This is a genomic window from Flagellimonas marina (assembly GCF_042651185.1).
Lineage (GTDB): Bacteria > Bacteroidota > Bacteroidia > Flavobacteriales > Flavobacteriaceae > Flagellimonas > Flagellimonas marina.
This window is the reverse complement of the sequence record NZ_JBHSCL010000004.1, coordinates 708,445-721,325: the sequence shown is the minus strand read 5'-3', so window position 1 is coordinate 721,325 and position 12,881 is coordinate 708,445. Positions and strand designations below refer to the sequence as shown.

The window sequence follows — 12,881 nt, the reverse complement described above, 5'->3', positions numbered from 1 at the left end:
GATATAGTTTGAGGCTAAATGCGTCAATTTATTGTGCTTTAGGGTTATAGAAACTGGATATATTTTAATAACGATTCAACTCAAAAAATCGTATGGTCATAAATAAAAATCAAAAAGTTGGATTGATGGTCTAAATTATTGACATCACTCCAAATATTAAGTACCTTAGATTAAACCTAAAAATACTTACGATGAAAAAATTACAAGCACTTGCACTTGGGCTGGTTTTGGTTACTGCCTTTAGCTGTAAGCAAGCAAAAAAAGAAGCGGAAGAAACTTCCGAAGAGATAGAGGAAGCTGTTGACCAAATGGCTGAAAAAGCAGAGCCAACGGTCATTACCTTTACAATGGAACCCAAAAGCGATAGTGGAGTTAGTGGAGAGGTTACTTTCACCGGAGATGGGGAAGTAGCAATGAAAGCCGTTTTTTCAGGCCTTTCCGAAGGCGAACACGCTATCCACCTTCACGAAAAAGCAGATTGTTCCGCAGCGGATGGTACTTCTACCGGTGGACACTGGAACCCAACTTTCCAACCGCATGGTAAATGGGGGGCTGAAGAAGGGTATCATAAAGGAGATATTGGTAATTTCACTGCGGATGCGGATGGAAATGCCACTGTTGAGTTTAAAACTGACGAGTGGTGCATTGGCTGTGATGACGAGACCAAGAATATTCTGGGCAAAGCCGTAATTGTTCACCAAGGTGTGGATGATTTTACCTCACAGCCCAGTGGTGCCGCTGGCGCCCGGATTTCCTGTACTGGAATCATTCAATAAATAGTATTGAAAGCTGTCCGAAAGGGCAGCTTTTTAGTTTTCACTTACCCCAAAACGGATTTTATGAAAGAGAAGAGTTATTCCAATGATGAAATCAGTGTAATCTGGAAGCCTGAACTTTGCGAGCACGCAGGCATTTGTGTAAAAATGCTCCCAAAGGTCTACAACCCTAAGGAACGGCCTTGGATAAAGGTTGAAAATGCCACTACCGAGGAATTAAAGGAACAGGTGTCCAAATGTCCCTCTGGAGCATTGAGTTATACTGAAAACCGGATACAGTAGTATGGAAAAGCAATATAAACTGGTTGATAATGTAGATGCCAAACAATTTCAATTTGATTTGGGCGACGCCATCGCAAAGATTGAATACATCAAAGCCAAAGAAAAAATCTACCTAACCCATACCGAAGTCCCAGCTTCTTATGAAGGCAAGGGCATTGGTTCCGAATTGATCAAACAGACTTTGGAGCATATTAAAGCACAGGATTGGACCTTGATTCCCTTATGTCCATTTGTAGCAGTTTATTTAAAACGACATCCCCAATGGAAAGAATTGGTGATGAAGGGAATCAATATCGAGTGATTCGCAATGTGAACTTTTCTATTTTTTAAGGTTACGCATGGCCTACTCACTGCATGCCATTGCAACCCTATTAAAATCAAGAATCACAATGCCAAAAGACATCTCCTTTCATTCTTTTGTCCCAAACCCATAAAAATCAAGAAGCAACTCTATTTTTTATATCTTTAGCTCAATTGCTATGCATCTAGACAACCTCATACAACAATTTCAAGAGAAGGATAAGGTCGCGTTTGAGACGTTGTACAATATGTATGCGGAAAATATTTGTGGGGTCATCAACGTAATCCTCAAAGACCCAGAACGTTCACAAGAACTTTGTCAGGATGTGTTTATGAAGGTTTGGAGCAAGTCTGACCAATATGATGCCTCCAAAGGCCGATTTTTTACTTGGATATTGAATATTGCGCGCAATACTGCGATCGATGAACTGCGTTCAAAATCCCATAAAAACCAAAAGAAAAACCTAGCTGTTGATTCTCTCGTAGGTATTTATGAAAATAGCGAAGACCTAAATGGGAAAATTGATACTATTGGGCTTCAGTCCTTGCTCAAAGGGCTAAAGGACAAGTGTATTCTTTTAATTGATATGCTTTATTTTAAAGGGTATACCCAAAAAGAGGCCGCCAAGGAATTGAAAACTCCAATTGGCACCATTAAAACACGAATACGAAGCTGTATTTCCGAAATACGGAAAAACATGGCATAAGAATGGAAGTAGAAAAGTACATAGCATCCGGAATTTTGGAACTCTACGTGGCAGGGGCATTGAGTCCCGAGCAAAACTTGGAGGTGCAGCATTATGCCATTGAATATCCTGAAATAAAAAAGGAGATCGAGGCCATAGAAGCTGCCATGCTGAAACTTACTAAGGCAGCCTCACCGAAAATGCCCGAAAATGCTTTTTCAAAAATTAAGGCTGAATTGGATGATGTGATTCCATTTATGCCTGCATCATCTGAAAAGAAAACACCCTGGGGCAGTTATTTGGGTTGGGCCGCTGCCGTTTTGTTTGCCGCGGGCACACTTTGGATGTATCTGCAGAACACCAGCTTGAAATCTGAGATTGAAATCACCAATCAGGAAATAGAAAGCCTAGAGGAAACTATTTCCAACACCCGTGATGAGGTTGCCGATAAAGAAAATTTGTTACAGGAACTTCGGGATAGAAATGTTACCGTAGTGGCACTTGGTGGCCAAACCGTCTCTCCAAACTCCTATGCAAAAGCCTATTGGAACCGAGAAGAACAGAAGGTCATCATAGATGCCCAAGGGCTGCCAGACCCACCACCAGGATTCACTTACCAAGTCTGGTCCTTAAAGTTGGAACCTTTGACCCCTACCAGTTTAGGATTACTGGATGATTTGGCATCGGATGATACTAAGTTATATACGCTGGAAAACCCAAATGCTTCCGAGGCATTTGGAATTACTTTGGAACCCGAAGGTGGAAGCGAGACCCCTACCCTAGAGCAATTGTACACTTTGGGCGCCGTGGGGGCATAGTGTATATTTAGTTAAGAACTATGTACCTAGCTTTTTCAGAACCATTTTTTCCTTTTGAAAATAATAATGGAAAACAAGGTGACCACCAACATTAACCCTAAAAGGATAAAATAGCCATAGTGCCATTTTAATTCTGGAATATTTTCAAAGTTCATTCCATAGATACCGGCCATAAAAGTGAGGGGTATAAAGATTACCGAGAAGATGGTCAACGTTTTCATTACCTCGTTCAATCGGTGTCCCTGAATACTGAAAAAGAGATTTATCTGGCTTTCCAGTTCTTGGATGTCCGAATCAATATCATTAGTCAATCCATTGACCTGCTCCCTAATTTCACTAAAATACTTTGTATGAAACCCCTTTACCTCAACACGCTCCAATCGCACTGCAATATCTCTAAGACCATGTGACGCTTTCTTGAATTGATGAATCATGGCCTTGTTCTGTTCCACTTCAAACATAAACTCAGGAGTGGGCTCCAATTGGGTGGCCCTGTCCAACATATTCTCCATGAGAACAATCTCTTCGTATTTCTCCTTGTAATTAGAAATTATGGTCTCTAAAATAAAGTAGAGTAAGTAATCGGCCCGTTTTTTACGGATAATGCCCTTGTTTTCAAAGATTCGGTTTCGAATCCAGTCAAAATGGTCGCCCCATTTCTCTTGAATGCACCATATAAAATCTTTGCCGACCACAAAGAACATCTGCTCTGATTCCAAATTGTGGTTTTCTGTTTTTAGTATGCGAACGGCGATAAAGAGCTGTTCCTCCAATTCAATTACCTTGTTGCCCAAGTTTTGATTGGCGAACAGTCGAAGCAAAAAATCATCCAACTCATTGCTGATCACCATAGACCTGAATTCATCCATGTAATCGAGTCCGTACGTGTTAATCCACGTAATGGTCTTATCCTTTTTGGAAAGCGTACTGTCATCGTCCAAAGAAAACTTCTTGTTGTAATAGTTGTCAAAAGAATAGTTAATGACCCATGTATTATTTTCGAAATCTGTTGCCATTATAGTAAAAGTAAATACGTTCTTTGTAGTTTAGAGTATAAGTTAATTCAAATTTACCAAGTATTCCCAATGATAGACCTAATGTCCTTTAAAACCGAGATTTTGGTGACCGTAATTTTATTAATGGTCATCATAGGCATTAACACACTCAGCAAAAGGGCCATACGAAGATTTGGCAGGACCAGTTCCATTGATATGAACAGTAGAAAGATTATTTTTTATCTGAGCAACCTTTTGTTCTATGGAATGGCTTTGGTTGGAATTTCTTTGATTTGGGGCGTAGACTTACAGGAATTTTCCCTTTTTCTTTCTTCTATCCTTGCTTTTGTGGGCATAGGATTTGTGGCACAATGGTCCATTCTTTCCAATTTAACGGCCAGTGTGATCTTGTTTTTTAGCCACCCATTACGACTGGGAGACCGCATACGGGTACAGGATAAGGATTTTGACTGGACCGGAAAAGTGGAGGACATCAGTGGCTTTTATCTTTTTATGCGGACTGATGATGGACGTAGGATTACTATCCCCACCAATTTGGTCATTCAAAAGGGAATAGAAATTCTTCAGCATGATGACGAGGAGGAAGAAAATTCAGAAAAAACTTTCGAAGATTAAATGAGATACGCCACGGAAAACCATGGCGTACCCAAAACAACAACCAAGCAATAGCATGAACCACCGCTTTGTTTTCAACAATCTAGAATGCTATTGGTTTTATAATCTTAAAATTTCGGGTTCCATTACCGGCCCCAACTCATAGATGGCACCTACCAATTCTTGTTTCAATTCCTTTACCTTATCATGTTTGCCATTCGCTTTATAGATTTCGGCAGCTTTGGAAAGTATCCCCGGCTCAAATGTTTTTCCGGCGATGTGCTTTTCAACTATCTCCAGTGCTTTTTCTTTTTCACCTTTTGCAAAGTAACTGTATGCCAATAGCCCATAGGATTCTGGAGTAGGTCTGTTTTCAACTTCCTTTTTGGCCAATTTCATTGCCTTTTCATGTACCTCCATATCAATGTAAAAATCTACGTTGTACGCATTGTACATATCGCCATAACCTTTTCGTTGTACCTTCTTGTAGTAATTGTCCAATGCCTCAAGCTTTAGCACTTCGTTGCCTATAAATTCTGCAATCTCTGCTTTCAGCAAATAATAATCTGGGGACTGGTGTTTCATGAGAGTTGAATCCAAAATCCGCAAAGCTTCTTCCCCATTACGCTCATGGGAGTACACAATCCAAGCGATTCCCTTCTTTGCATATGCATTTTGAGGGTCTAACTGCAAAGCCCTCAGGTATAGTTGATATGAGTCTTCTATACGACCAGCATGACCGTAAAAATCAGCTAAGTTGGTATATGACCACAGGAGCATACTCTTATTTTTGGAGGATTCTGCTTTTGCTGCCGCTTTTTCCATGAAACGGATGGCGGTATCCAAATCACCTTTGTGATCGTTCCATTTTGCCAACCGTATTAAATATCCAAAGTCTGACATGTTGCCAATACTGTCCAAATAGGCATGGGCTTTCTCATAGTTGCCCAGTTCCATGTGCACATCAAAAAAGAGGGCTTGGGTATCCTTGACCCCACTTCCCATTTCCCTGGCCTTTTCAGCTAATTGTAAGGCTTCCTTGAATCGATGCTGGGAAATGTAGTTTCGTGCCAAGGCCCTATAATATCCAGCTTTTCCCACGGCTGCAATATCTACTGCCTTTTGCAGTGATTGCTCTGCCATCTTTAAGTATTTGATATCCCCAGTTCCCTGAAAAAACCTATTGTACTCACTGGCTACGTTACCCAAGCTCAACAACTGCAAGCTATCTGATTTAATCTTGGAGTCCCATAGTTCATAATATTTCGAGGTCGTCTTTACGGGTTCAGCCGCCAAATAGCGATCATAATCTTCATGATTGGTTTTAAACCCCACTTCTTGTTTACATGACAACAAAACAATTGTCATCAAAAAAAGTAGTGTGTATTTTAATTTTAGTGTGTTCATAATACTATATGTTGTTGTTTTAAAAAAGGGAGAGGACAAGCCTCTCCCCACTCCCTTTCATAGCAATTACTCAGGATCTCCCAAATATGGGAAAGTTGTAGAAATGTTTGCTGTAAGTCCAACCCCATCTGAGGTAAGTCTTGGCAAATCTGCCATTCCATCATCATCCAAATCCTGACCGCTAAACCGGTCACCCTCTGCTCCACCGAAGAACAATATGAGCGAGACGTCGATAATGTCATCGTTGGGATGTCTACCAGTAAGGGCCACTTCATCACCATCTGGTACCAAGATTCTGCCGTCATTGTCAAAATCTGTACCTGGATCAAAGTATGTAGTGGGTAAATCTGGAGCTACTTCCAAAACATCGGCCGCCAAAACTGTGGTGAGCGTGGCTGCATCCAATCCCAGAATATTGTTTTCATAATTGACGTCCGCAGGGTCAAGTCCTAATTTTAGGGCGTAAACATCATGATACTGTTCCAATCTGGCTTGAAAACCAGCCTGAAAAGTAGTTCCCATCTCTGATGGAATGGTGGTGTTGTGCGCATCTTTTACGCTGGGCTCACCTTCCATATCAAAGCTAAGGGTAGTATTGATTCCCGGGCGACCCAAATGATCAACCTGGGCATAGGTTCCAGTAAAATCGATGCCCATCATGTCATCATCGTCCATCATCATGTCATCGTCATCCATCATCATGTCATCATCCATGCCCATGCCATCTGGAGTTCCATCATCATTGCTGCATCCTGTTGCCAAACCTAAGGTTAGCATCAAGGCCATTAAATATGTTATATGTTTTAGTCTCATGTTATTTTATTTTTTAGAGGTTTATTGCTTTCTGTTTGTGGTCACCCAAGTTTTGTACACCGAAAGTCCCAAAGCGTTGGTAGCTGTAGGCGTACCTAACATACTATTGGGGATTTCTACTATGATGGATAGGGTATTTGCACCATCAAAAGTGTCAGCTGCCTCTTCTGGAGGAAGAAATCCACCTGGAGCTGAATCTGTTTCAGGAGAGATTACCGCATTGAACTGGAAAAAATCAAAAAAGAAAGGGTCCTGTCTAGGGCCTGCAAATAATGATACTCCGTCTGATGTGGTCTCCACTATTGGAGTTGAACCTGAAATTTCCACATCTCCCAATGGATAATCCACAAGTACTTGACTGTTCAATCCGGTTTGATCTGGCGCGATTGGTCCAAAAAAGTACATTCTACCATCTCTTGCGATAGCTTGAATCACCAAGTCTTCTACCAAATCACCATCTAAATCTATGTTGAGTTCGGTGAGTACATCCTCATCGAAAGAGCCATAGGCCAGTTCGGGAAGCACATCAGATTGTACATCCACCACAAATACCGTATTGTCTGAGCCCTCACTGGGCTCAAAGGCATAAAAATCGGCTATGTCCGCTGTGGATCCTGCCGCCGAGGGCGCATCAATGTGATCTGCTGATACCAATGCAATGACTGTAAGCGCCAATACGCCCAATCCCATTGCAATCTTTGTTGTTTTTTTCATTTTATCTGTTTTAAATGATTCCTACACCCCTACCTACGGAACCTTCTAAAGAGCGGTTTGGTTTTAAAATGTTAAAAAATTCTTAATGGAACGATAATATCGCTTTTGCCTTTCGTTCACAAAAAGTCCCATAATTTGCTTTACTTTGACCTGCAAATAAGATACAATGAACCCTTCAGCTTCTGGATGGATCAACAAGTTTGGGCACCTTGTTGATAAGGAAACCAAAATTTATTCTGATTTCGAGAGCTTGTACCAAGAGCTTAAAAGGAATGGTTTCGTGTATGGGGTACATCTGGATATAGCTCCTTTTATAGAAGTGGAGCATACCCTCAGTGAAGATGAAATTGCCAAAATCAATTTGCTCACAGCACTCTATTTTACCTTTCAATTTGAAAAGAAAGATTCGAATTTTACCGAATTCGTCAATACCATTTTCGAGTATTATCAGGCCTTGGAAGTAGGGCGAATTTCCTTTATCAGTAAAATTTTGAGTGGCTCCAAAACGGAATCGCAATTGGAAAAACTGATTGATTCCAGAATCTATTTGGGAGGGAATGCATTCAATCGCGCCTTTGGAAATAGCCTAACCAATTCCTTGCTTTATGTTGATGTGCTCATTTTTAGGGTGTATCTACAAAATAAAATACCCATGATGGAGCATGCCCAGCTGTTGGAATATGTTACCATTAATATTGCATATCATGCCCTAAACTCAAAAGAGACCCATGAAAAAGATGCTAAATTGTTACAGCTTTTAGCCTCTTCCCTAACCTATGTTGATTTAGATGAAGCCAAATTTGATGGTAGCTATCGTGACTTGTTCAGCAAAAATTTCACCAAAATTGAAAAAGATTATTTTTTGGATATGGCCTGCTTGACCATCTGGGAAGACAAGTCGTTGGACTACACCGAATCTGATTATATTTTCGGTCTTGGAAAAGACCTTGGCAAGTCAGAAAAAGAGGTGCAATCCGAGCTCAATTTTGTAAAGAAATTCTTTGATAACAATAAGGACAAAATTGCTTATTTAAATGATAAAAATTTAGCTGCCCAGTTCTATGAGGGTATGTCTAAAAATGTAAGTAAACTTATTCTCAGAAATAGCAAAAGACTCAAAAAGGAGCTTATGGAAAGCCGAGAACTTTTGGCACTCTTATCCAAATCCACCGTCAAAGATTTAAGCCCGAAAGAGAAGAAAAAAGTTCAAAATCAATTGGTGGATATTTTTAAAAGTATCCCCTCCCTAGCCATATTTATGCTACCGGGCGGAGCTGTTTTATTGCCTATTTTTATCAAATTGATTCCAAAATTGTTACCATCCGCCTTTGATGATAACCGTATTGATGAAGATTAGCCTTTTTTAACCAAAAAACTCACTATAAGAAAAATTTATAGTAGATTTTAAAATCATACTATTATTTGGTTTTCAGGTCATTAAATATGTTTATTCTAACCAAAGCTTGAAGTCTTTTACCCGCTCCCGACTCACGATGATTTCTTGTTCATTATAGCACTTCATCTTAATTTGAAGCCTAGAATTAGTGTAGGAAATAATGTCATTTATATGACTAATGTTTACAAAATACTTTCGGCTCACCCGAAAAAAGACCTTTGGGGAAAGCTCCTCCTCCAACTGCTCCAAAGTAGTATCCAACAAATAATTTCTTCCCTCCGAAGTTGCCGCATAGGTGCCCTTGTTTTCGGAATAAAAACATTCAACATCATCTGCATTTACAATTTTTAGATGCTGCCCCACTTTCACCGTAAATCTTTTTTTGTACTCACGATCCAAGGGGTCCACCAAGAGCTTTTTAATGTCATTAAAATCGACCGATATTTTCTGGTTTTCCGGTTTAAAATTTCGGTATTTTTTAACAGCCTTTTCAAGGTCCTCATCATCGATGGGTTTCAGTAAATAATCAATGCTATTTAGCTTGAATGCCTGGAGTGCATATTCGTCAAAAGCGGTAGTGAAAATAATCGCACTTTTTACATCGACAACATCAAAAATTTCAAAGGATAGACCATCTGACAATTGAATGTCCAAAAAAATAAGATCAGGCTGTGGGTTGTTTTGGAACCACTCTATGGATTCGTCCACGGAGTGCAACATGGTAGACACTTCTACGCCCAGTTCTGCCAACAATCTGCTTAATCGTCTTGCGGCTGGTTTTTCATCCTCTATGATGATTACATTCATTACAAGTAGAATTTATTAATTACGGAAAGTGCTTTCTTCGTTCTCTAAAAATTTTTGAACCTGTCTTGCTTCCCATTTTTTTAAAAACTGTAACCCAAAAACATAGATTCCATGAACCAACAAGACAGCGCCCCATATAATGGGAATGGATAAAATATTCCAATCCAACCACTCCATAAAATGATCATCCGCAATTTGGGTATGCTGCACAATAAAATTCAACATCCTTGTTTTAATGATGATAATGATAGTGCTAAGCACAACGAAAAGTGCCATGTGTGAGTAAAAAGCCTTTAATTGTGAAATACGTTTTTTGGCCCTTTCGTATGTGATAGGTTCCTTTTTCATGGCTATTTGTATTTTTTCAATTCCTCTTCGTCTTTCTGCATATATTTTTGGATTTGGCGCTCCTCCCATTTTCTCAAAAAGGTGAACTTATATCGGAATAAATAGACCGTATGCACCGCCAAAATAACCAACCAAATCAACAAATGGATGTCCACCCATGTAAAATAGTAAGGTTTTAGTTGAAATTCATCTGGCAGGTAGGGCTGCAACACCCCAAATCTAAATAGATACAAAACGATGTTTACGGCGAAAAAAATCATTAAATGCCTGAAAAAATCCTTTAGTTCCTTGACCCGCTGCGAAGCTCTGTTGTATTTATTGTTCTCTAGATTCTCCATATCCAATTTCTACACGTACTTATCTGCGTCTTTCTTGTCTTTGTCAATATATTTTTGGATTTGACGCTCTTCCCAGTTTTTTCCAAAAACCAGATTGTACCCAAATACCTTTGCTCCGTGCATCGCTAGACCAATACCCCAAGCGAAAGGAGTAATAAAGTGGGGCCATTGCCAAAAGTAATCGGAATGAAGGTATATGTTCACCAAAATAAATGCATTGATTACCGTATAAATGGCCAAATGAATGTAGAAACCTTTTATTTCCTCAACCCGTTTTTTGGCTCTTTTGTATTTGTCTTGTTCCAAATTTTCCATGATTACCTCCATTTTTTTGCTTCTTCATCTTCTTTCATAAACTCCTTTATCTTTCTTTCCTCCCAACCTTTCCCAAAGAAAGGATTTAAGTTAAAAGTACCTACGGCATGAAAAAAGACGCCTATGCCCCAACCAAATGCAGCCCATAGAAACCACATATAGCTAAATCCATTGGTAAGGTAATTGATCAATGCCAAGGCAGATATCACCAGTATATAAGACCACAGGTTGGCGTAGAATTTTTTAAGTACATCAACCCGCTCCTTCGCTCTCATGTATTTGCTTTCTTTATCTAAATTTTCCATGTCTTCTGGTTTTGATAGAACACTTAAATATAAGTATTGTTAAAATTTTTCGTCGTTCATTAGTTCTTGGATTTTTCGCTCCTCCCAATCTTTACCTAGAATGGGATTGTACCCTCTGGCACACATCCAAAGAAATACAAGTCCAATTCCCCAGCCTACGGCTGGAAACACCACCCAAGGAAAACTGGTGGTCCTGTAGTTTAGGTATGCCAAAATTGGGATGATAACGCAATAGGCCAACAAGCTCGAATAAAAGGATTTGATTCTTTCAACCTTATTCTTTGCTTTACTATATCTTATTTCGTCTGCACTTTTCATGGTGTCCGGATTTTGTTTTTTGATTACAACTCAAAATTCGGAATATGATAGTGCATGGGGAAAAGTAGTTTCGTGAACTGTTGAATTTAAGGGATGAATTGTGTTGGCGGGTTAAGGATTAAGGGAGTTGGGTCAATAGTGAAGGGTTAAAGGTGGGTCTCTAGTCTCTAGTCTTTAGTCTTTAGTCTTTAGTCTTTAGTCTGAAAAATCAAAAATCCTCATTGTCCATAAGCTCCTGAATCTTTCGTTCCTGCCAACGTTTGCCCCACAACGGGTTGTACCCAAAAGCTTCCATACCGTGTGCCAATACTCCAAAACCCCAACCTATGGTTGGGAAGAATGCCCAGAGAAAATCCGTGGTCTTAAAATTGATCCACCATAAAAATGGAATTACTATGCAATAGGCTATCAAATTGCTGTAGAATTCTTTAATGGCCTTTACATGTTCCCTGGCTTTAGCGTAGCGCTTTTCCTCAATATAACTCTTCTGGCTAACCGCTGATGATACTTGCTGGGTGAGCATAGGCAGCGCCACACGAAAATCCAACGTAGATTTTTCGATGACCACCTCGCGATCTGTTAAGATATTGTAGCGCTGTTTAATGTTTTGCAGTCCTACTCCACTGCTTTTCTTCACCACTTGCTTTTCCTGAAGATTGTTGCTCACCACTAACATTCCATCTTGCTCATAGACTTTAATGTGCAAGGGTTTAGATGCAGTGACTACGTTATGCTTCACCGCATTTTCCAACAGTAATTGTAAGGAAAGTGGAACAATCTTGGCATCTGGGAGGGAGCAATTTTCCGGAATTTCAAAAATGATACTATCCTCAAACCGCATTTTTAGAAGTCGCACATAAGTTCGTGCAAAATTGAGCTCTTCATCAACAGTGACCAAATCCTTGTTCTTCTGCTCCAGAACATACCGGTACACTTTAGACAGCGAAGTAGTGAACCGTTGGGCTTGGTCTGGGTCCTCTTCAATAAGACTGGTAAGTACATTTAAGCTATTGAATAAAAAATGGGGATCCAGTTGGTTCTTAAGCGCATCAAACCTAGCCGAAGCGGTGCCTGCAATGATTTTTTGCTCTTTTACCCGTTTTTCTTGCCAATTTTTATAGAAATAGACAGCATGGAAAAATACCGAGACCACCATGGTAATTAACAGTGCCACCACATAGAATGCAGGTTCCTCACCCGCTACGAAGGTATCCCAGTCCTTTCCCTCAAAACCCAATCCCACAACAATTCTTATCCATAAAATCCCCAGCATGGTAACCAGAACACCCCCAAGAGCACTAATCACCAGCCGATATTTGGCATATCGTTTCCATGTTACTTTTTGATTCACATAGTCATAATAGAAACTGTTCAAAAACGTAAGTACAATGGAGTAGAAAATGTAATATCCCACCTCACGCATAAGGTTGGAATCAAAGGCCACGTCTTTTCCCGAAAGGGCTTCCAGCCCAATAAAGATGATGGCCAATACAAGGCCTACGAGTATAGCAACTGACAGTAGCTTGCCTATATATTTAATCGTCTTGTCCATTCCCGGTATCATTAACACTCCCTCTATTTACATCAAAAAGGGCGTATCATTGCTAAAATTAGCAAAAAGTTTTAACGCCCTTTTCATTGTCTTGAC

General features: G+C 39.9%; 18 protein-coding genes. 7 read left to right on the top strand and 11 right to left on the bottom strand.

The window, feature by feature from the left end; all coding sequences use genetic code 11:
• Positions 1 to 191 precede the first annotated feature (191 nt).
• From ACFOWS_RS06815 to ACFOWS_RS06795, 5 genes are all read left to right on the top strand, one after another.
• A complete protein-coding gene (locus ACFOWS_RS06815; protein ID WP_366589988.1) occupies positions 192 to 776 on the top strand; it encodes a superoxide dismutase family protein in 585 nt (194 codons plus the stop codon).
• A gap of 63 nt (positions 777 to 839) precedes the next feature.
• On the top strand, positions 840 to 1,058 hold the full coding sequence (locus ACFOWS_RS06810; protein WP_366589990.1) for a (4Fe-4S)-binding protein: 219 nt from the start codon (positions 840 to 842) through the stop codon (positions 1,056 to 1,058).
• A gap of 1 nt (position 1,059) precedes the next feature.
• Positions 1,060 to 1,359 (top strand): GNAT family N-acetyltransferase, encoded by a 300-nt coding sequence (locus tag ACFOWS_RS06805; protein WP_366589992.1) that lies wholly within the window; start codon positions 1,060 to 1,062, stop codon positions 1,357 to 1,359.
• Positions 1,360 to 1,537: 178 nt separating this feature from the next.
• Positions 1,538 to 2,065 (top strand): RNA polymerase sigma factor, encoded by a 528-nt coding sequence (locus tag ACFOWS_RS06800; protein ID WP_366589994.1) that lies wholly within the window; start codon positions 1,538 to 1,540, stop codon positions 2,063 to 2,065.
• A gap of 2 nt (positions 2,066 to 2,067) precedes the next feature.
• Positions 2,068 to 2,862 (top strand): anti-sigma factor, encoded by a 795-nt coding sequence (locus tag ACFOWS_RS06795; RefSeq protein WP_379763186.1) that lies wholly within the window; start codon positions 2,068 to 2,070, stop codon positions 2,860 to 2,862.
• Between the two features lie 35 nt (positions 2,863 to 2,897).
• Here the strand turns inward: ACFOWS_RS06795 and ACFOWS_RS06790 are convergent, their stop codons facing one another.
• Complete coding sequence (locus tag ACFOWS_RS06790) at positions 2,898 to 3,878, bottom strand: magnesium and cobalt transport protein CorA (protein WP_379763185.1); 981 nt, start codon at positions 3,876 to 3,878, stop codon at positions 2,898 to 2,900.
• Between the two features lie 69 nt (positions 3,879 to 3,947).
• On the opposite strand from ACFOWS_RS06790, the gene ACFOWS_RS06785 reads away from it, so the two are divergent.
• Positions 3,948 to 4,493 (top strand): mechanosensitive ion channel family protein, encoded by a 546-nt coding sequence (locus tag ACFOWS_RS06785; RefSeq protein WP_379763183.1) that lies wholly within the window; start codon positions 3,948 to 3,950, stop codon positions 4,491 to 4,493.
• Between the two features lie 99 nt (positions 4,494 to 4,592).
• Here the strand turns inward: ACFOWS_RS06785 and ACFOWS_RS06780 are convergent, their stop codons facing one another.
• The 3 genes from ACFOWS_RS06780 to ACFOWS_RS06770 all read right to left on the bottom strand — a co-directional run bounded on the left by ACFOWS_RS06780 (position 4,593) and on the right by ACFOWS_RS06770 (position 7,406).
• The gene (locus ACFOWS_RS06780; protein ID WP_379763182.1) at positions 4,593 to 5,879 is read right to left on the bottom strand and encodes a tetratricopeptide repeat protein; all 1,287 of its coding nucleotides are present in this window, start codon (positions 5,877 to 5,879) and stop codon (positions 4,593 to 4,595) included.
• A gap of 66 nt (positions 5,880 to 5,945) precedes the next feature.
• A complete protein-coding gene (locus ACFOWS_RS06775; protein ID WP_379763180.1) occupies positions 5,946 to 6,692 on the bottom strand; it encodes a hypothetical protein in 747 nt (248 codons plus the stop codon).
• Between the two features lie 21 nt (positions 6,693 to 6,713).
• A complete protein-coding gene (locus ACFOWS_RS06770) occupies positions 6,714 to 7,406 on the bottom strand; it encodes a DUF4331 family protein (RefSeq protein WP_379763179.1) in 693 nt (230 codons plus the stop codon).
• 166 nt (positions 7,407 to 7,572) lie between these two features.
• Between ACFOWS_RS06770 and ACFOWS_RS06765 the strand changes: the two genes are divergently transcribed.
• Positions 7,573 to 8,763: an LETM1-related biofilm-associated protein gene (locus tag ACFOWS_RS06765; protein ID WP_379763178.1), complete on the top strand. Its 1,191-nt coding sequence runs from the start codon at positions 7,573 to 7,575 to the stop codon at positions 8,761 to 8,763.
• A gap of 90 nt (positions 8,764 to 8,853) precedes the next feature.
• On the opposite strand, the gene ACFOWS_RS06760 is transcribed toward ACFOWS_RS06765, so the two are convergent.
• The 7 genes from ACFOWS_RS06760 to ACFOWS_RS06730 all read right to left on the bottom strand — a co-directional run bounded on the left by ACFOWS_RS06760 (position 8,854) and on the right by ACFOWS_RS06730 (position 12,785).
• On the bottom strand, positions 8,854 to 9,609 hold the full coding sequence (locus tag ACFOWS_RS06760) for a LytR/AlgR family response regulator transcription factor (RefSeq protein WP_379763177.1): 756 nt from the start codon (positions 9,607 to 9,609) through the stop codon (positions 8,854 to 8,856).
• A gap of 15 nt (positions 9,610 to 9,624) precedes the next feature.
• The gene (locus ACFOWS_RS06755) at positions 9,625 to 9,957 is read right to left on the bottom strand and encodes a 2TM domain-containing protein (protein ID WP_379763176.1); all 333 of its coding nucleotides are present in this window, start codon (positions 9,955 to 9,957) and stop codon (positions 9,625 to 9,627) included.
• A gap of 2 nt (positions 9,958 to 9,959) precedes the next feature.
• Positions 9,960 to 10,295 carry a 2TM domain-containing protein gene (locus ACFOWS_RS06750; protein WP_379763175.1) on the bottom strand — a complete coding sequence of 112 codons (336 nt, stop codon included), beginning with the start codon at positions 10,293 to 10,295 and terminating at the stop codon, positions 9,960 to 9,962.
• A gap of 9 nt (positions 10,296 to 10,304) precedes the next feature.
• Entirely contained in the window at positions 10,305 to 10,610 is a 306-nt protein-coding gene (locus ACFOWS_RS06745; RefSeq protein WP_366590024.1) for a 2TM domain-containing protein, read from the bottom strand.
• Between the two features lie 2 nt (positions 10,611 to 10,612).
• A complete protein-coding gene (locus ACFOWS_RS06740) occupies positions 10,613 to 10,915 on the bottom strand; it encodes a 2TM domain-containing protein (protein ID WP_366590026.1) in 303 nt (100 codons plus the stop codon).
• Between the two features lie 39 nt (positions 10,916 to 10,954).
• Entirely contained in the window at positions 10,955 to 11,233 is a 279-nt protein-coding gene (locus tag ACFOWS_RS06735; protein ID WP_366590028.1) for a 2TM domain-containing protein, read from the bottom strand.
• 208 nt (positions 11,234 to 11,441) lie between these two features.
• Positions 11,442 to 12,785: a 2TM domain-containing protein gene (locus tag ACFOWS_RS06730; protein WP_379763174.1), complete on the bottom strand. Its 1,344-nt coding sequence runs from the start codon at positions 12,783 to 12,785 to the stop codon at positions 11,442 to 11,444.
• Between the last annotated feature and the right edge of the window lie 96 nt (positions 12,786 to 12,881).

Excerpts from the sequence above, each read along its gene's own strand:
- ACFOWS_RS06815 (WP_366589988.1), top strand. The coding sequence starts at position 192 with ATGAAAAAATTACAAGCACTTGCACTTGGGCTGGTTTTGGTTACTGCC.
- ACFOWS_RS06810 (WP_366589990.1), top strand. The coding sequence starts at position 840 with ATGAAAGAGAAGAGTTATTCCAATGATGAAATCAGTGTAATCTGGAAG.
- ACFOWS_RS06805 (WP_366589992.1), top strand. The coding sequence starts at position 1,060 with ATGGAAAAGCAATATAAACTGGTTGATAATGTAGATGCCAAACAATTT.
- ACFOWS_RS06800 (WP_366589994.1), top strand. The coding sequence starts at position 1,538 with ATGCATCTAGACAACCTCATACAACAATTTCAAGAGAAGGATAAGGTC.
- ACFOWS_RS06795 (WP_379763186.1), top strand. The coding sequence starts at position 2,068 with ATGGAAGTAGAAAAGTACATAGCATCCGGAATTTTGGAACTCTACGTG.
- ACFOWS_RS06790 (WP_379763185.1), bottom strand. The coding sequence starts at position 3,878 with ATGGCAACAGATTTCGAAAATAATACATGGGTCATTAACTATTCTTTT.
- ACFOWS_RS06785 (WP_379763183.1), top strand. The coding sequence starts at position 3,948 with ATGATAGACCTAATGTCCTTTAAAACCGAGATTTTGGTGACCGTAATT.
- ACFOWS_RS06780 (WP_379763182.1), bottom strand. The coding sequence starts at position 5,879 with ATGAACACACTAAAATTAAAATACACACTACTTTTTTTGATGACAATT.
- ACFOWS_RS06775 (WP_379763180.1), bottom strand. The coding sequence starts at position 6,692 with ATGAGACTAAAACATATAACATATTTAATGGCCTTGATGCTAACCTTA.
- ACFOWS_RS06770 (WP_379763179.1), bottom strand. The coding sequence starts at position 7,406 with ATGAAAAAAACAACAAAGATTGCAATGGGATTGGGCGTATTGGCGCTT.
- ACFOWS_RS06765 (WP_379763178.1), top strand. The coding sequence starts at position 7,573 with ATGAACCCTTCAGCTTCTGGATGGATCAACAAGTTTGGGCACCTTGTT.
- ACFOWS_RS06760 (WP_379763177.1), bottom strand. The coding sequence starts at position 9,609 with ATGAATGTAATCATCATAGAGGATGAAAAACCAGCCGCAAGACGATTA.
- ACFOWS_RS06755 (WP_379763176.1), bottom strand. The coding sequence starts at position 9,957 with ATGAAAAAGGAACCTATCACATACGAAAGGGCCAAAAAACGTATTTCA.
- ACFOWS_RS06750 (WP_379763175.1), bottom strand. The coding sequence starts at position 10,295 with ATGGAGAATCTAGAGAACAATAAATACAACAGAGCTTCGCAGCGGGTC.
- ACFOWS_RS06745 (WP_366590024.1), bottom strand. The coding sequence starts at position 10,610 with ATGGAAAATTTGGAACAAGACAAATACAAAAGAGCCAAAAAACGGGTT.
- ACFOWS_RS06740 (WP_366590026.1), bottom strand. The coding sequence starts at position 10,915 with ATGGAAAATTTAGATAAAGAAAGCAAATACATGAGAGCGAAGGAGCGG.
- ACFOWS_RS06735 (WP_366590028.1), bottom strand. The coding sequence starts at position 11,233 with ATGAAAAGTGCAGACGAAATAAGATATAGTAAAGCAAAGAATAAGGTT.
- ACFOWS_RS06730 (WP_379763174.1), bottom strand. The coding sequence starts at position 12,785 with ATGGACAAGACGATTAAATATATAGGCAAGCTACTGTCAGTTGCTATA.